The organism is Mesorhizobium sp. CA12 (assembly GCF_020165255.1).
Classification (GTDB): domain Bacteria; phylum Pseudomonadota; class Alphaproteobacteria; order Rhizobiales; family Rhizobiaceae; genus Mesorhizobium.
The window spans coordinates 15574-32919 of record NZ_JAIUHT010000004.1 but is presented as its reverse complement, the minus strand read 5'-3'; the positions used below and the strand labels follow the sequence as shown (position 1 = coordinate 32919).

Below are 17346 nucleotides of genomic sequence, written 5' to 3'. Positions count from 1 at the left end.
AGATCAGGCGGCGGCCCGCATGCGCAACGCCTGCATGACGCTTTCCTCAAACACCCCAGGCGCCCTGGCCGCTTCGGCCAGTTGGGCCGCATCCCAGCTTCGGCTCAGGCTGCCGTCGGCCATCAGCACCGCGCGATTGCAGAGCGCCGGCACGGCCTCCACCACATGGGTCGAGACGATGGCGGCATGCCGCCCGCTCGCGCAGAGCGCGGTGATCACGCGTTTCACCTCCCAGGCGGCGACCGGATCGAGGCCGTTCAGCGTCTCGTCGAAGATCAGAAGTGGCGGCCCGCCGAGAAGCGCTGCGCCGATGGCGATCTTGGCTCGCGTGCCGAGCGAATATTCGGCGATCGGGCGGTCGATCCAGCGTCCAAGGTCTAGTCGCTCCAGGAGATCGCCGCCCGGCAGGTCGCCGCTTGGCAGGTCGTTTGGCGCGCAGCCACGGATCGAGGCGACGAGCTCGATGTACTGGCGTCCCGAAAGCGGCGCCGGCAGTTCGTGCGGCTCGATGGCGAGGCCGAAGCCGGCTTTGGCGCGTTCCGGCGCGGCGGCGAGATCGGTGCCGTCAATCACCACGCTGCCGCCGATCAACGGGATCTGGCCGGTGATCGCCCTGATGAGCGTCGACTTGCCCGAGCCATTGGCACCGAGCAGACCGACTATATCGCCCCGACGGAGCGAAAGATCGATGCCGCGAACGACAATGCGCCCGCGATAGCCGGCGCTGAGCTCTTTAACGGTGAGGACTTCAGCCATTGCGATATCTCTGTCGGGTTCGGTGCCACAAGAAAAACACCAGCGCCGCCAGGCCGATCAGAACGGTACGGCCATATTCGAGGGTCTCGTAGCCGGCATAGGCGAGTGCGCCGGCGAAGCTCAGCATTGCGACGAAGGGCGTGTTGAGGAAAAAGGCGCCGAACACCGCATAGGCGCCGTTCAGCACCAGTAGCCAAAGGCCGCTCGCGACCGGCACCGACCAGGCCGACGGTTCGGCCGCGAGCGCCGCGCCGGCCGGCAGCAGGAAGAAGGCGAGCGACAATTGCAGCGGCAGTCGCACAAGCCGCAGCCATACCCGTGTAAAACCGATGGGCGCTGTGCGCAGCACCGGCGAGCCGAGCGGCTGGCAGCGCAGGCTGAGCATGAAAACAAGAATGCCGCCCGCCAGGCCCGCGACGGCCGCAGGCCCAGCCGTATGGCCGGCCAGGCTGGCCCAGGCGCCAAGAATGGTGGCGAGCCCGAGCAGCAGGCTGGCCGCCGCCAGCTTCCAAGACGGCCGTATATTGCCGGCCGGCAGTTTCCAGGCCCAGCTGGAAAGCCAGCTTGGACGCGCCCGGTCGAGGCGACGCAGCCAGGGCCTTCCGACCGGCGCCGCCTCGCTCGCCGCCACATCGACGAGAAGGCGTGGCCGCCGGAGGCGCCAAAGGCCTGCCGTGCCGAAGCTCAAGGCAAACAGGGTGGCCGCGCCCAAGCCCCAGGCCGGTGCCAACGGCTTTCCGATGACGGCGCAGGCGAAGCCGACCGCCGTGGCGATCATCAGCGTGAGTGGAAGGCCGAGCGCGAAAGCTCCCACCGCCGCCATGCGACGGCGCTCCGCCGAAGCGAGCGGCAGTACCTTGAGGAAGGGGGCAAAGGCGCGAGAAAGGCAAAGGCGCGACATTGCATTGCCCGCCAGCCATCCCAGCGCGGCGAAAGCGACTGGCAGTCCAAGCATCCACAGAAGCTGGTCGTGCCGCAGCTTCGGACCCGCGGCATGCAGGGCGACGACGATATCCGCGATCGCATAGGCCAGAAGTCCACCGCCGCCGAGCGCAATCCAGGCGAGATCGCGGCGCCGCGTTGCGCGTAGGCCGGCGACCAACTCGCGCCAGAGCAATATTAGGACAAGCCTGTCGTGCCGCATTGGCCGTCACCACAGTGGAATCGCCACCGGCAAGGATGGCGACGATTGCGCCGCCAATAGGGCCAGCGCTGGACGCATTCATGTCCGGCCCTATAATTTAGCCGGATCGAAAATTCGGCGGAGCAAGACGCATGAGCCTCGGCAAACAGAAACTCGGCAGCCAGGGACTCGAAGTCTCTGCCATCGGCCTCGGCTGCATGGGGATGAGCCAGGCCTATGGCCCGGCCGACGAGGCGGAGTCGATCGCGACGATCCACCGGGCGATCGAGCTCGGCTGCACCTTTCTCGACACGGCCGAGGTCTACGGCCCCTTCGCCAATGAGGAGCTGCTTGGACGCGCGCTGCAAGGCCGGCGCGATCAGGTGACGATCGCGACGAAGTTCGGCTTCCGCATCGCCGACGGCAAGCAGGCCGGGCTCGACAGCCGGCCCGAGCATATACGCGAGGTGGTCGACGCTTCGCTCTCGCGACTTGCCACCGACCGCATCGACCTCCTCTACCAGCACCGCGTCGACCCCGCCGTGCCGATGGAGGATGTCGCGGGCGCGGTCGGCGAACTGGTGGCGCAGGGCAAGGTGCGCTTCTTCGGCCTGTCGGAGGCGGGCATTGCCAACATCCGCCGCGCGCATGCCGCGCATCCGGTCTCGGCGCTGCAGAGCGAGTATTCGCTGTGGGAGCGCAACCTCGAGCCCGAGATCATCCCGGCGCTGAAGGAGCTCGGCATCGGCCTGGTGCCGTTCGCTCCGCTCGGCCGCGGCTTCCTCGCCGGCGACGTCAGGCGTGCGGAGGAGTATCCCGAAGGCGATTTCCGTCGCGGCGATCCGCGCTACCAAGGCGAGAATTTCGACCTGAATATCGCGGCGGCCGCCACGGTGCGCGACATCGCCGCGGCAAAGGGCGTCAAACCCGGCCAGATCGCGATCGCCTGGCTGCTCGCCAAAGGCCCGGATTTCGGCATCGACATCGTGCCGATCCCCGGCACCAAGCGCCGGGCCTATCTGGAAGAGAACGTCGCGGCGGCCGATATCGCGCTCGACGCCACCGAGATGCTGGGGCTCGACATGGCACTGACGCCCGACAAGGTGTCAGGGCCGCGCTACAACGAGCGGACGATGTCTCTGGTGGACCGGTAGAAGCTGGCTAATCTCCCTCGGGAGGATTGGGCAACGGCCCTATTTTTTCTTGCAGTCCGACATCGCCTCCATCGCCTTCCTCGCCTCACCCTCGCTGGCGTATTTCTTCTTGCCGAGATCGACGACAAGCGTGCCGTCGGGCTTCTTCGGCACGATCTCGCACTGCTTCGACACGGCGTCTCTGGCGACCCAGTATTGCTCGGCTGCCATGACCGGTAGGCTCATGATGCCGGTGGCGAGGATTGCGGCGAGGATGGTGCGAACCATTGCGGACCTCCATGGCTCTGGTTGGAACGCAACGCGAAACAGGCGGGCGCCGATTGGGCGACGCACGACACGCTGCCTTTGGAAAACGCCCTGTCCGCCGCTGTGTTCCGGCGGCTCAGGCGTGCGAATGCGGATCGATGCTGTAAGGATGCACAGGATAATCCGGGCCGATCGTCTCGCTGACGCGTCCCATCCAAGCATCGACAGCGGGATAGTCGGCGAGCGAGAAACCGCAGTCCTCGGCTCGGTGGCTGTAGGCGTAGACGGCGATGTCGGCGATGGTGAGCGCGTTGCCGACCAGGAATTGCGTGTCGGCCAGGCTGCGCTCCAGCGCGCCAAGCGCGCGCACGCCCGCCTCGCGCTTGCCGGCAACCATCGCCTGGTTACGCTCCAGCCGACCGGTCAGCGTCCAGTAGCGCAACGAGCCGATGACCGGCTCGATATGGTACTGCTCGAAGAACAGCCATTGCATCACCTTGGCGCGGGCAAAGCGGTCCGACGGAAGGTAGGGTGTGCCCTCGGCGAGATAGGCGAGGATCGCGTTCGACTCGGCGATCGCCTCGCCATTGTCCAGCCCGAGCACCGGAACTGCGCCTGCCGGGTTGAGCTTCAGGAACGTCTCGGTGCGGCACTCGCCCTCGAAGATCGAGATGATGCGGGTGTCGTAGGCGATGCCGAGCAGCCCGAGCAGGACGCGAACCTTCCAGGCATTTTGCGACGGGAGATAATCGTAGAGCGTGAGCATGGAGTGCATTCCTCGCTGGTGGATTGGCTTGCCATGCGGCGAATGACGGCGCCACCCGATTCAGGCGGGGCGCAGATCAACGCAGAAAGGTCTGCGCCGTGACGGAACTCGGCCTATCATGGTGGCCGCGTGAACCCTCACCGTCTCGCAATATCCTTCGCCACCGCCTGCGCCTCGATGCCGATTTCGCGCAACAGGCCGGTGACCGGATTGTAGAAGCCGACGAGATAGACGCCGAGCTCCGTCGCGCGGGCGTTCACGCCGCTCTTGTCCGGCCTGAGCTCCGCCGGCAGGAAGCTGTCATAGGCCGGGCGGTAGCCGGTGGCGAAAATAGCCGCGTCGAATTTCTTCTCCAACCCGTCGGCGAATTTCACACCGTCCGGGGTGAAGCTTGCGATATCCGGTGCGATGCCGATCCGGCCGGCCTTGATCGCCGCCACCGTGCCGACGTCGATCACCGGAATGCGGCCGGCTTCGATCCCCCGCATGATGCCCTGCCGCGGCCGCACGATGCTGTAGCTCTCCAGCCGGCCCAGCGCCAGATCGAGGATCTTTGGGAACACCCAGTCGTTCAGCGCCTGCGGTATTGCCCGGCTGGCGATCCCCACCATCTGGATCGGCACGCCGAACAGCTGGCGCGGCACGATGTGGACGCCCTTGCGCACCGAGATTGTGGGCCTGGCACCGCTTTCAGCCAGGTCGAGCGCGATCTCCGCGCCCGTATTGCCCATGCCGACGACCAGCACGTCCTTGCCGACATAAGGCGCGGCCTCGGTATAGGCGGCGCTGTGCAGCACCTTGCCCTTGAAGGCTTCGATGCCCGGGAAGCTTGGTGTGATCGGCTCGGCATTGTTGCCGGTGGCCACCACCACTTTGCGGGCATTGAACAGCCCGGCGTCGGTCTGGACCAGCAGACGCTCGCCTTCGCGGCGGACCGATTTGACGGTGACGCCGAAGCGCGGCCTGAGCCCGAAACGCCCGGCATAGGCATCGATATAGGCGACCACTTTCTCGCGTGGCACGTAGCGCGGGTGGCTTTTCGGGAACGGCACGAACGGCAGTGACGAAAAGGACTTCACCGTGTGCAGGTGCAGCCGCCGGTAATGCCGCCGCCAGGCGGGCGCCACCTCATTGGCCCTTTCAAGGATGATGAAGTCCTGCCCCGCCTGTTTGAGGCAGGCAGCAACGGCGAGCCCGGCAGGACCCGCGCCGATGATGACGACATTGGTGTCCAAATGGCTTTCCTCCCGCCAAGGCGGCAAAAGCTATGACAGGAGGGGTTCGAGCGGCAAGTAGGGAGAAGCACCTATGGGCAGCCGCCCTACTCCATCGCGCCCGGCGTCTCGGGCTCATCCTCGGGCGGTTCGAGGATCTCGATCAGTTTCGCAACACGGGCGCCAGGCATGGCGCGACCTTCATTGACTAGCGCCTCGTCGGCGCCAATCCAGGCGAAGGCCTCGCGCAATTCCTCGAGGCTGGCGCCGGTGAGCGCGATATCGGCGATGACGGCCTCGTCGACCGGTCCAAGCACGGAAATGATCTCGTTGCGGGTCATCTTGTCCTTCCCCATGGGTCGATTGCCCAGGAAAACGATCGACCGGTGAAGCCGGTTCCGAAAATCCGCGGGCCGGCTTCTACCAAACGAGGCCCAATGCTATGGCTCGCCCATGAAGCCCGCCCTCCTCCTCGCCGCCCTGCTTTCGTCCACGCCGGCGCTCGCCGACTGGAAGCCCGTCGAGAAAATCGAGACTTATGCCGTCTCGGGCGAAAGCGCGGAGCAGCTCTATCTCTCGATCGGCAAGAAGGGCCCGGTGATCGGCAAGGATTCGGCCGGCAACGAACGGCGTGTCATCGCGCACACTTTCTTCAAGCTGACCTGGCAGCGCGACTACCAGCCGCAAGGCGGCGCCTGCGTGCTGAGGACGGCGCGGCCGAAGCTGATCATCACCTATACGCTGCCCAAGCCGGCGCGGAAACTTGGCTCAGCCTTGCAAACGCGCTGGGACGCCTTCGCCGCCGGGCTGATCGCGCATGAGAAGGTGCATGGCGCCGGCATCGTCGACATGGTGGACAAGATCGTCGCCTTCAGCACCGGCCTCACAGCCCAGAACGATCCCGGCTGCAAGAAGGTCCGGGCGGAGTTGACAGCCTATCTCGACCAACTCTCGAAGGCGCAGCGCCAGGGCAGCCGCGATTTCGACAAGATAGAGTTCGGCCGAGACGGCAACATGCTGAAGCTGATCGCGGCGTTTCTGGGCGGAGGCTGACAACGAAGGCAAGAGCGGCAGCGACCGCCCTGCTCCTTGCGCTATGGCGGAAGTAATGCGCGCGTCCTGGATGGATAACGACCAATCCCGTTGGCGATGTAAATCGGCAGGATTCGGCTTTTCTCGGACACGCTGAAATCTATTACATTAACGATGTCTAATATCTACCGGCGGCGTTTGAAGATCAATCGGCCGCCCTCCGGCGACTGGCTGGATCCACTTCGCTTCAGCGCAGCCTTCGCTCAACTGTCTTCAACGATGGAAGTAAGCAAGGCGCGCCGCCGCTTTACAGGTGGATGTGGTAGCGCTACCGTTTCACAGTCGCGTGACCCCGGGGGAATAGGGGCAAACGTCGCCGACGCCAGTGGTGGGTGCTTGCCGGCACCCGTTTCAGCCACACCTTGATTGGAACGGCTCCCCGCGAGATTCGCAGGGACCATCGGGAGGAGTTCGATGGCGTCTGTCGCGATTGGCGATGTCTACAAATCGTTCGGGGCCACCCAGATCCTGCATGGCGTCAGTGTCGACATAGACGACGGCGAGTTCGTCACGCTGGTGGGGCCCTCAGGCTGCGGAAAATCGACCCTTCTCAGGATGATCGCCGGCCTGGAAAAGATTTCGCGCGGCCATATCTCGATCGGCAGCCGTATCGTCAACGACGTTGCGCCGAAGGAGCGCGACGTCGCCATGGTCTTCCAGAACTACGCGCTCTATCCGCACATGACGGTTGCCGAGAACATGGCGTTCTCGCTCATGCTCAAGGGCGTCCCGAAGGCTGAAAGCGATGCCGGGGTGAAACGGGCGGCCGAAATCCTCGGGCTGGTGCCGCTTCTGTCGCGCTATCCCCGCCAGCTTTCGGGCGGCCAGCGCCAGCGCGTCGCCATGGGCCGGGCAATCGTGCGCAATCCGCAGGTGTTCCTGTTCGACGAGCCGCTCAGCAATCTCGACGCCAAGCTGAGGGTGCAGATGCGGGCCGAAATCAAGGAACTGCACCAGCGGCTGAAGACCACGACGGTCTATGTCACCCACGACCAGGTCGAGGCTATGACCATGGCGGACAAGATCGTGGTCATGCATGACGGCCTCGTCGAGCAGATCGGACCGCCGCTCGAGCTCTACGACCGGCCAAACAACCTGTTCGTGGCAAGCTTTATCGGCTCGCCCGCCATGAACCTGCTCAAGGGCGCATTCGCCAATGATGGCCCACCGTTGTTCAGGGGTGCAGGAGGCATTTCCGTGCCTTTGCCGAAGCCTCTCTCGATTGGCAACGGCGAAGCCATGGTGCTCGGAGTACGACCCGAGCATCTGCGGCTGGCCGACGACGGCATTCCAGTCAAGGTGGCGGTGATCGAGCCGACCGGGTCGGAAGTGCAGATCATCGGCCGCACGGTCGGCGGGGAGGACATCGTCGCCAATTTCCGCGAGCGCCATTCCTTCGCGCCGGGAGAAACCATTCGGCTGTCGGTCGACCCTGGTCCGATCCACCTGTTCCACGGCGAGACCGGCAAGCGAATCGAGACGGCGCGATAAAACCAGGCAACGGCAGAGCAACAGGAGGAAACGAGTATGAAGTTCACCAGACGCGATGTAATCCGCACGACCGCAGCCGCGGCGGCCGGAGCCTTGGGCAGCCGCTTCGTCGGCTCGAGCGCATTCGCCCAGGAAGGCGTGACCTACAAGCCCGAGGAAGGCGCCAAGCTCAGGCTGCTGCGCTGGTCGCCCTTCGTGCAGGGCGACGAGGATCAGTGGCTGAAGAATACCAAGCGGTTCACCGAGGCGACGGGCGTGGAGGTGCGCGTCGACAAGGAAAGCTGGGAAGACATCCGTCCCAAGGCGGCGGTCGCCGCCAATGTCGGCTCCGGTCCCGACCTGATGTTCGTCTGGTTCGACGACCCGCACCAGTATCCCGACAAGCTGCTCGATGTGACGGAACTGGGTGATCATCTCGGCAAGAAGCATGGCGGCTGGTACGACGGCCCGAAACAATATGCCACGCGCGAGGGCAAGTTCATCGGCTTGCCGCTGGCCACCATCGGCAACGCCATCGTCTACCGCGAAAGCTGGGTCAAGGAGGCAGGCTTCTCCGAATTCCCCAAGGACACGGCCAGTTTCCTGGAACTTTGCAAGGCATTGAAGGCGAAAGGCCATCCCGCCGGCTTCACCCATGGCCACGGCGTCGGCGACGGCAACAATTACGCGCATTGGCTGCTGTGGAGCCACGGCGGCCAGATGGTCGACGAAGCCGGCAAGGTGACGATCAACAGTCCGGAGACGCTCAAGGCGATCCAGTATGCGCAGGAGCTCTACAAGACCTTCATCCCCGGCACCGAAAGCTGGCTCGACGTCAACAACAACCGCGCATTCCTGGCCGGGGAAGTGAGCGTGATCGCCAACGGCATCTCAGCCTACAACACAGCGAAGATCAACAAGGACAAGGACCCGAAGCTGGCCGAGATCGCCAAGGACATCCGCACGACCAACATGCCGATCGGTCCGGTCGGCAAATCGGTCGAGCTTTTCCAGGTGACCACGGCCGTCATCTTCAACTACACGCCCTACCCCAATGCCGCCAAAGCCTATCTGCAGTTCATGTTTGAGGACCCGCAAATGTCCGACTGGATCACTTCGTCGGCGGGCTATTGCTGCCAAACGCTGAAAGCCTTCGACAACAACCCGGTTTGGAAGGCCGATCCTAACAATGCAGCCTACGCGAAAGCCTCGGCGACGCTGCGCCCCAACGGCTATGCCGGGCCGCTCGGCTATGCATCCGCCGCGACAATGGCTGACTACGTGCTGGTGGACATGTTCGCCAAGGCGGTGACGGGCCAGGCGACGCCGCAGGAAGCGATGGAGGAGGCCGAAAAACGCGCCAATCGCTACTACCGCGTCTGATCCTGGCGCAGTTTGAAGCAGGATGACCGCGCTTTGCGGCTTACTCGAGCCAAGCGCGGTCAGCCACAGTTCCACCCGCATAAGAAGGAGCCCGCGCCATGGCCGTGCCGTCCGTTGCCGTTCAGACGCGCCCGTCGATCCGTTCGAGGCTCGCCGAGAGCAGGAACGTTCTCGGCTTCGGCTTCATGCTGCCGGCGGCGGCGCTGCTCCTGGTCTTTCTCACCTATCCGCTCGGGCTCGGCGTCTGGCTCGGCTTCACCGACACGCGCATCGGCCGGCCGGGCATCTTCATCGGCGCCGAGAACTACGAATATCTGTGGAGCGACAGCGTCTTCTGGCTCTCGGTGTTCAACACGCTGCTCTACACGGTCAGCGCTTCGATCCTAAAATTCGTGCTCGGCCTCTGGCTGGCTCTCATCCTCAACGAGAACCTGCCCTTCAAGTCGTTCTTCCGCGCCGTCGTGCTGCTGCCCTGGGTGGTGCCGACGGTGCTGTCGGCCATTGCCTTCTGGTGGATCTACGACTCGCAGTTTTCGATCCTGTCCTGGGCGTTGCAGCAGATGGGCCTGATCGACCACCGCATCAATTTTCTCGGTGACCCGACCAATGCGCGCGCCTCGGTCATCGCGGCCAATGTGTGGCGCGGCATTCCGTTCGTCGCCATCACGCTGCTTGCCGGACTGCAGACCATTCCGCAATCGCTCTACGAGGCCGCTACGCTCGACGGCGCCAGCCGGTGGCAGCTGTTCCGCTACGTGACCCTGCCGTTGCTGACGCCCATCATAGCCATCACGATGACGTTTTCGGTTCTGTTCACCTTCACCGATTTCCAGCTGATCTACGTGCTGACCCGCGGCGGGCCGGTGAACGCCACGCATCTGATGGCAACGTTGTCCTTCCAGCGCGGTATTGCCGGCGGCCAACTGGGCGAAGGCGCGGCAATCGCGGTTGCCATGATTCCCTTTCTGCTGGCCGCGATCCTGTTCAGCTATTTCGGACTGCAACGGCGCAGATGGCAGCAAGGCGGCGGAGACTGACATGGCCGCGATCAAGGAAGTCGAGCGCCTGGACACCGACGAAGGCGGCATGGGCTACCTGCAAAGCCTGCCGCGGCGGGTGGTGACGGTCTATCTGCCGCTGCTGGTGTTTCTGATCGTCCTCCTGTTTCCGTTCTACTGGATGACGATCACGGCGGTTAAGCCCAATATCGAGATGACCGACTATGTGAACTACAATCCGTTCTGGGTCGTGCATCCGACGCTGGAGCACATCCGCTACCTGCTCTTCGAGACCTCCTATCCAGGTTGGTTGCTCAACACGATCATCATTTCGACCGCCGCGACTTTCCTGTCGCTGGCGGCTGCCGTGCTTGCCGCCTATGCGATCGAGCGGCTGAGGTTTTCGGGGGCACGGCAGGTTGGCCTCGCCGTCTTCCTCGCCTATCTCGTGCCGCCCTCTATCCTGTTCATTCCGCTGTCGGTGATGGTGTTCAATCTCGGTCTTTACGACACGCCGTTCGCGCTGATCCTCACCTATCCGACCTTCCTCATCCCGTTCTGCACCTGGCTTCTGATGGGCTACTTCCGCTCGATACCCTTCGAGCTGGAGGAATGCGCGCTCATCGACGGCGCAAGCCGCTGGCAGATCCTCACCAAGATCGTGCTGCCGCTGTCGGTGCCCGGCCTGATCTCGGCCGGCATCTTCGCTTTCACCTTGTCCTGGAATGAGTTCATCTATGCGCTGACCTTCATCCAGTCTTCGGAGAAGAAGACGGTGCCGGTCGGCGTGCTCACCGAACTCGTTCGCTCCGACGTCTATGAATGGGGCGCGCTCATGGCCGGCGCGCTGATCGGCTCGCTGCCGGTGGTGGTGCTCTATTCCTTCTTCGTCGAGCACTATGTTTCATCGATGACGGGCGCGGTGAAGGAATAGAAGTGCATCAGCGCCTGGCACGTGGCGTCGGGCTAGTGACCGGGCTAGCAGAGCGGCACCAACTTCGCCGCTTCGCGGATGGCTCGCGCGGCGCCCGGATTGCTGACCGGATAGCCAGAGATGAAGCCCTCGACCGAGAAGCCGGGGAATTCGGTGCGCAGACGGTCCGCGATGGCTGCGGCCTCGCGAGCTTCGCCTAGTGTTGCGTGGGCAAGCATCAGGAAGATCAGCACGTGCGGCGAATCCGGCGTGCTCCGTCGCAGCGCGGCTATGGCTTCCCGGTGCCTGCCGGCCGTGAACAGGACGCGCCCCTGCATGCCGAAATACCAGGGCGGGGCAAGCGGGTTGAGTCGCATGGCGCGCTCGATGAGCGGGATGGCTTCCGCCGGATCGCCGGCGACCAGCGCCTTGCTGCCGGCAAGCAGCGCCAGCGTGTCGGCATGGTTGGAACCGCATTCGAAGGCGCGCCGGTGCGCCCTTTCAGCTGCCTCCAAATCGCCGAGGCAACCCATGAGATCACCGAAGCAGTTGTGCGCAGTGCTGTCGCTCGGGTCGAGCCGCAGCGCATTCTCGGCCGCCCATCGCCATTTGGCGATCGAGGCGTTCAGATTGTCTCCGAAGCCGTTGCACGCCTCGATCGAGTAGGCGTAGGCAAGTTCGGTCCAGGCCTTGACCAGGGTCGGGTCAAGCTCGAGCGCGCGTGAAAACAGCCTGATGGCTTCCCTGTTGCCGCTGCGGCTGAAGGTGTTGTGCTGCTCGACGCCCAGCAGATAGCAGTCATAGGCGCGCAGGCTGGCCGGCGGCTTGCGAAGGATTGCATTGCGGCCGACCGTGGCGATCGCTCCGAAACAGCCGGCAAGCACGTTGATCACGCTTTCGGTCAAGCTGTCCTGCAACGCGAAGATGTCCTCGACGGGCCGGTCGAAACGTTCGCTCCACAGGCTGACGCCGGTTCGCGCATCGGCCAGCTCCATCGTAAGCCGCACTCGCTGGGTGTCGGCGCGCAACTGACCGGACAGAAGATAGGCCGCGCCCAGGGCCTTGCCGTCGGTGGTGAAATCGGCCGGCTTGCTGCCCAGCGCCTTCATGGTGTGGAAGGCAATGACCGGCAGATCCGCGTAGCGCGCAAGGTCGATGGTGATGTCGGATGACAGCCCGCGAGCAAAGCGGCGCCATTGCTCGTCGGCGCTCAGGCATTCGATGGGAAATATCGCAAGGACCGGCGAAGTGTCGGGCACGGCCGGCATGGCTGTGACGGGGTTGATATGCATGGCAAGCGCGATCTTGCTGCGAACGCCGAGCTTTTCGTAGATCGCGGCGAGATGGGTGCGCACGGTGGATGGCGCGATGAACAGCGCCTCGCCGATCTCGCGATAGGTCAGGCCAGCCGCGAACCTTTCCGCCACCGCACGCTCGCGCTCGGACAAGGCCGGCACAGGCTGGCGCGCTGAAAGCGCGGCCGGTATGGACGCAGCGTCGTGATTCATCTCGATTCCCTGCCCGCGGACGGCGACATTATCAATGCCCCGCCCCCCGCAAAATACTACAAATGCAGGACCCAAAACACTGCATGCAGCCGATGGATCGACCGAGCGTGGCGGTTCAGGCTCCCGGCGTGCCCTCGATGAGGGCCGTTCTTCCGAGGAGCCGACGATGAAACCCATATTGAACACGATTTCCGATTTTTACGGCGCCGTGCAGCTCGACCTCCGCGACCCGCCGGCCGGAGAAAGCTTGACGCGTCATCCCGGGGTGTTCGGCCTTTTGGCCGTGTGGCACGAACGAGCCTGCTTCCGCGAGGAGCTGGCGATCAAGGCACGCTATACGCCATATCTGATCGGCGATATCGGTCTGACCATGGACGAGGTGCGGGAGGAGCTCGCTAAACCGTTCTGGCGCCGATAGGCCTCAGAAACTCACCACCACCGCATCCGCGCTTCGCTTGGCCGGCCCATGAAACACCGCCTCGATGTTGTTGCCGTCGGGGTCGAGCAGGAAGCAGGCGTAGTAGCCCGGATGGTAGCGCCGCTCGCCCGGCGCGCCATTGTCTTTGCCGCCGGCGGCGAGCCCGGCCTGGTAGAAGGCATCGACCATGGCGCGGTCCTTCGCCTGGAAGGCGAGATGGTGACGGCCGGTGAGCACGCCTTGGGCGGAACGGCTGTCGGGGGTCGAGACGAACAGCTCGTCAGCCCAGAAATGGTCCTCAGCGCCACCGCCGATGGGGATGCCCAGCACTTCGAATAGGCTGCTGTAGAAACGCCGGCTGGCCTCGATGTCGCGCACCACCAGGTGAAGGTGATCGATGAGCCGGCCGCGATAGAGTTCCATGGGATGCTCCTGGTTGAGAGGGTAAATCTAGATGGGACGGGTGTGCGGTCAATGACGGGTACTGCCGGCTGCTGACACTTCAGCCACTCGCGGGACAGGGCCTGGGACAACGAAATCGGCCCTCAAAAAAAATCCGGATAAAAAATGCAACCAGATTGTAGGATCGGCTCCCGCTCCGGCGTCCTTCGGACGCAAGCGGCCCGGTGGACTGGAAAAACCGTGCCGCATCAAACAGGATGCCTTACGGCATGGAGAAAACCATGAACCATTCCTATCGTTGGGTCATCGTCGCGGCCGGCGCGCTGATGACCTGCGTGGCGCTCGGCGCCATGTTTTCGCTGGCGATCTTTCTGGAGCCGATGTCGCTCGACACGAACTGGTCGCGCACCGGCATTTCCAGCGCCATGACCTTGAATTTCCTGGTGATGGGCCTCGGCGGCTTCGCCTGGGGCGCGATCTATGACCGGGTCGGCGCCAGGCCCGTGGTGCTTGCGGGCGCGGTGCTGCTTGGACTGTCGCTGGTGGTGGCGAGCCGGGCGACCTCGCTGCTGGTCTTCCAGCTCAGCTACGGTGTCATCGTCGGGCTGGCGGCCAGCGCCTTCTTCGCGCCGATGATCGCGCTCACCACCGCCTGGTTCGACACCAATCGCAGCCTTGCCGTCTCACTGGTCTCGGCCGGCATGGGCGTCGCGCCGATGACGATCTCGCCCTTCGCCCGCTGGCTGATCACGGCCTATGACTGGCGCACCGCCATGTTCGATATCGGCGTCATGGCCTGGGTGCTGCTGCTGCCCGCCGTCTTGCTGGTGCGCCAGCCGCCGGCGGCGGTCGCAGCCAGCGACGGCACGCCGGCGCCGGTCACCGACGATCCAGGCATGAGCGTCGGCCAGGCGCTGCGCTCGCCGCAATTCATCGTGCTGGGCCTCACCTTCTTCGCCTGCTGCGCGGCGCATTCGGGCCCGATCTTCCACATGGTGAGCTATGCCATGTCCTGCGGTGTGGCGCCGATGGCGGCCGTGTCGATCTACAGCGTCGAGGGGCTGGCCGGCCTTGGCGGGCGCGTGCTCTACGGCGTGCTCGGCGACCGGCTGGGCGTCAAGCCTGTGCTGGTCGCCGGGCTTGCTATCCAGGGCCTGGTGATCGCCGCTTATCTCACCGTCGGCCAGCTCGAGCAGTTCTACCTTCTGGCCGTCATCTTCGGCGCCACCTATGGCGGCGTGATGCCGCTTTATGCGGTGCTGGCGCGCGAATATTTCGGCCTGCGCATCATCGGCACCGTCCTCGGCGCGGCCACGATGCTCTCCAGCCTCGGCATGTCGCTCGGGCCGCTCGCCGGCGGCATGATCTACGACGCCACTGCCAGCTATCGCTGGCTGTTCATCGGCTCGGCGCTGATCGGGTTGGGCGCGGCCGGGATCGCGATCGCCTTCCCGCCGCAGCCGAGCCGGCAGAAACTGCAGATGGCTTGAGAACTGCTGATGGTCTCCCCCCTTGTGGGGGAGATTAGCCAGTCCTCTCACCCCGTGCCCGTGCCCGTGCGTACCGCCTCGCGGTCGCTCTCGTCGCGCTTCACCCGCTCGTCGGAGATCAGCACCACCGGGCATGGGCTGCGCCGCAGGACGGCCGTCGTCGTCTCGCCGAAGATCAGCTCCTCGCCCTGGCGCCGCGCCACGCCCATGACGATCAACGCCACGTTGCGGCCTGCCTGGCGGGCGATGGCGTCGGCGGCGGCGGCTCTGCTGCGGATCGCCGTCTCGATCTCGACGCCGTAGCGGTCGGCAAGCGCGACGATGTCCTTCAGCACGGCTTCCCTGCGGCGGTGCGAGACGGTGTCGCGCAGCTCGTCGCGGCCGGCCCGTGCGACATAGAGCGTCTTGACGGGCGCGCCGGTGACGGCGGCGACGGCCAAAGCCAGTTCGGCGCCGCGGCGGGCAACGGCCGTGCCGTTGACCGGCACCAGTATCTTGCCCGATCGCGGGCCGAGCCGAGGCATCTGGCGGCCGGCGGTGGCCGGCTTCAACACCAGGCAGAGCGGCCCGTCGAAGGCGCCGGCGACCTCGTTCAGCCGATGCGAGAAGGCCCCCTTGGAAGTGACGGCGCGGCCGAGCCCGACGAGCAGCATGCCGTAGCCCTTGCGCGCCTCCTTGATGACAGCTTCGGCCGAGAGCTCCTCATGCTGGCGGCGGGTGACCGGGGCCTCGCGCACCGGCGTCTCGTCGCCTTGCTTCGCCGCCTCACGGCTGTCTTCGGCGCCTTTCTCGATTTCCTCCAGATGCAACCCTTCGGTCGGTTCGGCATCGGTCTCGCCGCTCGAATGCAGCACCGTCGTCGGCTTGCCGGCGCCGATGACGCCGGCGAGATAGGCGGCGAAGCGTCCGACGATACCCTCGTCGACCACAACCAGCAGCCGCTCCAGATTGGCGACGAATCCGCGCTGGTCGATCTCCTCGCGCTCCAGTCTTTTCTGCTCGCCCTCGCCCATCGGCAGGCGGCGCAGCGCCCAGCGCAATGTCGGCGGCATGGCCAAGGTGGTGATGACCGCCATGGTGACGATCATGGTGAAGAGGTTGTGCGACAGCACGCCCATCGACAGGCCGATCGAGGCGACAATGACCTCCGTGGAACCGCGCGCGTTCATGCCGCAGCCCACCGCGACGCCCTCGGCGCGGCTCATGCCGGCGACCTCGGCGCCGATAAAGGCGCCGAGAAACTTGCCGATGCTGGCGATGATGACCAGCGCCACCGTCAGCAGCGCAAGCTGAGGATCGAGAAGCACAGTGAGGTCTGCGGATAGTCCGGCGACGCCGAAAAACACCGGCATAAAAAGGGCGGTGATGATGCCACGCAGCTGCCCTTCGATGTGGCGCGACAGGATTGGCGACTCGCCGACCAAGATGCCTGCGACGAAGGCGCCGAGCACGGTGTGCACGCCGATCAGATCGGTGATCAAGGCCATGGCGCCCATGATGGCGAGGATGACGGTGACGACCGCATATTCGGAGCGGAAAGTGTCGTTGGTCCAGCGGATGGCGTCGAAGACGATGCGGCGCCCGAGCGTGAAGGAAAACGCCATGAAGAGGGCGACGCCGGCAACCGTGAAGGCCAGGTTGCCGATCTGGATCCGCCCCTGGGTGGCGATGCCGATGGTGATGGCGATGATCACCCAGCCGATCGTGTCCTCGATGATGGCCGACGAGACGATGATCTGGCCGAGGTCGCGGCGCATGAAGTTCATATCGCGCACCACCATGGCGACGATCTTGACCGAGGAGATGGAGAGCGCGGTGCCGAGGAACAGCCCGGCGACGATTCGTTCGCTGCCTGCGGCAAGCAGCGTGGCCGGCATGAACTGGGCGGCGACGAAGCCGAGCGCGAAGGGCACCGCCACGCCGGCGGCCGAAATGGAAAAACAGGCGCGGCCGACGCGGCGCACGAGCCGCAGATCCGTTTCCATGCCGGTGAGCAGGAGCAGCATCAACACGCCCAGCTGGGCGATGGCGTTAATCATCGACTTTTGCGAGGCGTCACCGGCAAAGACCAGCCGCTCGGCCGCCGGCCAGACCCAGCCAAGCAGCGAAGGCCCAAGCAGGATGCCGCCGATCAGCTGTCCCATCACCGCCGGCTGGCCCAGTATTTCCAGAACCTCGCCGATGCCGCGACCGACGACAAGGAGCAGGATGAGTTCGGCGACGAAAATGCCTTCCGAGGACATGCCGGTCTTCTCGGCGGCGAAGGCGACGACGGGCATCAGCAGAAGTGCAGCGGCGGCTAACACGACCGACCGGCGCCGATTGAGTATTTTGGACAAGCTGTCTCCCCTCGATTTCGCGTCATAACGGTTTGGCCGGTGGTTCGGTTGCACGGCGTCGGAGCTGCCAATCT

17 protein-coding genes are annotated in these 17346 nt (G+C 64.8%); 8 read left to right on the top strand and 9 right to left on the bottom strand.

Annotation, left to right across the window (positions count from 1 at the left end; all coding sequences use genetic code 11):
• Positions 1-3 precede the first annotated feature (3 nt).
• Both LB520_RS08930 and LB520_RS08925 read right to left on the bottom strand, forming a co-directional pair.
• Positions 4-756, bottom strand: a complete 753-nt coding sequence (locus LB520_RS08930; protein WP_224637244.1) for an ABC transporter ATP-binding protein — start codon at positions 754-756, stop codon at positions 4-6.
• Positions 749-1900, bottom strand: a complete 1152-nt coding sequence (locus tag LB520_RS08925; RefSeq protein WP_224637243.1) for a hypothetical protein — start codon at positions 1898-1900, stop codon at positions 749-751. Before LB520_RS08925 ends, LB520_RS08930 begins: the two co-directional genes overlap by 8 nt.
• A 131-nt stretch (positions 1901-2031) precedes the next feature.
• Here LB520_RS08925 and LB520_RS08920 point away from each other — a divergent pair, with 131 nt between their 5' ends.
• Positions 2032-3033: an aldo/keto reductase gene (locus LB520_RS08920; protein WP_140840583.1), complete on the top strand. Its 1002-nt coding sequence runs from the start codon at positions 2032-2034 to the stop codon at positions 3031-3033.
• 39 nt (positions 3034-3072) lie between these two features.
• Here the strand turns inward: LB520_RS08920 and LB520_RS08915 are convergent, their stop codons facing one another.
• The 4 genes from LB520_RS08915 to LB520_RS08900 all read right to left on the bottom strand — a co-directional run bounded on the left by LB520_RS08915 (position 3073) and on the right by LB520_RS08900 (position 5600).
• Positions 3073-3300, bottom strand: coding sequence for a hypothetical protein (locus LB520_RS08915; protein WP_140631530.1), 228 nt, complete (start codon positions 3298-3300; stop codon positions 3073-3075).
• Between the two features lie 115 nt (positions 3301-3415).
• Positions 3416-4045: a glutathione S-transferase family protein gene (locus LB520_RS08910; protein WP_140840581.1), complete on the bottom strand. Its 630-nt coding sequence runs from the start codon at positions 4043-4045 to the stop codon at positions 3416-3418.
• 137 nt (positions 4046-4182) lie between these two features.
• Complete coding sequence (locus tag LB520_RS08905; RefSeq protein WP_140840579.1) at positions 4183-5280, bottom strand: flavin-containing monooxygenase; 1098 nt, start codon at positions 5278-5280, stop codon at positions 4183-4185.
• An 86-nt stretch (positions 5281-5366) separates the two neighbouring features.
• On the bottom strand, positions 5367-5600 hold the full coding sequence (locus tag LB520_RS08900) for a hypothetical protein (protein WP_095768487.1): 234 nt from the start codon (positions 5598-5600) through the stop codon (positions 5367-5369).
• Between the two features lie 112 nt (positions 5601-5712).
• Here LB520_RS08900 and LB520_RS08895 point away from each other — a divergent pair, with 112 nt between their 5' ends.
• The 5 genes from LB520_RS08895 to LB520_RS08875 all read left to right on the top strand — a co-directional run bounded on the left by LB520_RS08895 (position 5713) and on the right by LB520_RS08875 (position 11136).
• The gene (locus LB520_RS08895) at positions 5713-6312 is read left to right on the top strand and encodes a DUF922 domain-containing Zn-dependent protease (protein ID WP_224637242.1); all 600 of its coding nucleotides are present in this window, start codon (positions 5713-5715) and stop codon (positions 6310-6312) included.
• A 453-nt stretch (positions 6313-6765) separates the two neighbouring features.
• Complete coding sequence (locus LB520_RS08890) at positions 6766-7842, top strand: ABC transporter ATP-binding protein (protein ID WP_224637241.1); 1077 nt, start codon at positions 6766-6768, stop codon at positions 7840-7842.
• A 36-nt stretch (positions 7843-7878) separates the two neighbouring features.
• Positions 7879-9204 carry an ABC transporter substrate-binding protein gene (locus LB520_RS08885; protein WP_140840573.1) on the top strand — a complete coding sequence of 442 codons (1326 nt, stop codon included), beginning with the start codon at positions 7879-7881 and terminating at the stop codon, positions 9202-9204.
• Between the two features lie 98 nt (positions 9205-9302).
• On the top strand, positions 9303-10241 hold the full coding sequence (locus tag LB520_RS08880; protein WP_224637240.1) for a carbohydrate ABC transporter permease: 939 nt from the start codon (positions 9303-9305) through the stop codon (positions 10239-10241).
• A gap of 1 nt (position 10242) precedes the next feature.
• Positions 10243-11136 (top strand): carbohydrate ABC transporter permease, encoded by an 894-nt coding sequence (locus LB520_RS08875; protein WP_140699578.1) that lies wholly within the window; start codon positions 10243-10245, stop codon positions 11134-11136.
• Positions 11137-11180: 44 nt separating this feature from the next.
• Here the strand turns inward: LB520_RS08875 and LB520_RS08870 are convergent, their stop codons facing one another.
• On the bottom strand, positions 11181-12623 hold the full coding sequence (locus tag LB520_RS08870; protein WP_224637239.1) for a LuxR C-terminal-related transcriptional regulator: 1443 nt from the start codon (positions 12621-12623) through the stop codon (positions 11181-11183).
• A gap of 166 nt (positions 12624-12789) precedes the next feature.
• Here LB520_RS08870 and LB520_RS08865 point away from each other — a divergent pair, with 166 nt between their 5' ends.
• Positions 12790-13041: a DUF1127 domain-containing protein gene (locus LB520_RS08865; RefSeq protein WP_224637238.1), complete on the top strand. Its 252-nt coding sequence runs from the start codon at positions 12790-12792 to the stop codon at positions 13039-13041.
• Between the two features lie 3 nt (positions 13042-13044).
• Here the strand turns inward: LB520_RS08865 and LB520_RS08860 are convergent, their stop codons facing one another.
• Positions 13045-13464, bottom strand: coding sequence for a VOC family protein (locus tag LB520_RS08860; protein WP_224637237.1), 420 nt, complete (start codon positions 13462-13464; stop codon positions 13045-13047).
• Between the two features lie 260 nt (positions 13465-13724).
• On the opposite strand from LB520_RS08860, the gene LB520_RS08855 reads away from it, so the two are divergent.
• Positions 13725-14933 (top strand): MFS transporter, encoded by a 1209-nt coding sequence (locus LB520_RS08855; protein WP_224637236.1) that lies wholly within the window; start codon positions 13725-13727, stop codon positions 14931-14933.
• Between the two features lie 47 nt (positions 14934-14980).
• On the opposite strand, the gene LB520_RS08850 is transcribed toward LB520_RS08855, so the two are convergent.
• Positions 14981-17212: a cation:proton antiporter gene (locus LB520_RS08850; protein WP_224529767.1), complete on the bottom strand. Its 2232-nt coding sequence runs from the start codon at positions 17210-17212 to the stop codon at positions 14981-14983.
• Positions 17213-17346 lie beyond the last annotated feature (134 nt).

Bases quoted from the DNA above. Each gene is read 5' to 3' on its own strand.
- LB520_RS08930 (WP_224637244.1), bottom strand. From the start codon at position 756: ATGGCTGAAGTCCTCACCGTTAAAGAGCTCAGCGCCGGCTATCGCGGG.
- LB520_RS08925 (WP_224637243.1), bottom strand. From the start codon at position 1,900: ATGCGGCACGACAGGCTTGTCCTAATATTGCTCTGGCGCGAGTTGGTC.
- LB520_RS08920 (WP_140840583.1), top strand. From the start codon at position 2,032: ATGAGCCTCGGCAAACAGAAACTCGGCAGCCAGGGACTCGAAGTCTCT.
- LB520_RS08915 (WP_140631530.1), bottom strand. From the start codon at position 3,300: ATGGTTCGCACCATCCTCGCCGCAATCCTCGCCACCGGCATCATGAGC.
- LB520_RS08910 (WP_140840581.1), bottom strand. From the start codon at position 4,045: ATGCTCACGCTCTACGATTATCTCCCGTCGCAAAATGCCTGGAAGGTT.
- LB520_RS08900 (WP_095768487.1), bottom strand. From the start codon at position 5,600: ATGACCCGCAACGAGATCATTTCCGTGCTTGGACCGGTCGACGAGGCC.
- LB520_RS08895 (WP_224637242.1), top strand. From the start codon at position 5,713: ATGAAGCCCGCCCTCCTCCTCGCCGCCCTGCTTTCGTCCACGCCGGCG.
- LB520_RS08890 (WP_224637241.1), top strand. From the start codon at position 6,766: ATGGCGTCTGTCGCGATTGGCGATGTCTACAAATCGTTCGGGGCCACC.
- LB520_RS08885 (WP_140840573.1), top strand. From the start codon at position 7,879: ATGAAGTTCACCAGACGCGATGTAATCCGCACGACCGCAGCCGCGGCG.
- LB520_RS08880 (WP_224637240.1), top strand. From the start codon at position 9,303: ATGGCCGTGCCGTCCGTTGCCGTTCAGACGCGCCCGTCGATCCGTTCG.
- LB520_RS08875 (WP_140699578.1), top strand. From the start codon at position 10,243: ATGGCCGCGATCAAGGAAGTCGAGCGCCTGGACACCGACGAAGGCGGC.
- LB520_RS08870 (WP_224637239.1), bottom strand. From the start codon at position 12,623: ATGAATCACGACGCTGCGTCCATACCGGCCGCGCTTTCAGCGCGCCAG.
- LB520_RS08865 (WP_224637238.1), top strand. From the start codon at position 12,790: ATGAAACCCATATTGAACACGATTTCCGATTTTTACGGCGCCGTGCAG.
- LB520_RS08860 (WP_224637237.1), bottom strand. From the start codon at position 13,464: ATGGAACTCTATCGCGGCCGGCTCATCGATCACCTTCACCTGGTGGTG.
- LB520_RS08855 (WP_224637236.1), top strand. From the start codon at position 13,725: ATGAACCATTCCTATCGTTGGGTCATCGTCGCGGCCGGCGCGCTGATG.
- LB520_RS08850 (WP_224529767.1), bottom strand. From the start codon at position 17,212: ATGCCCGTCGTCGCCTTCGCCGCCGAGAAGACCGGCATGTCCTCGGAA.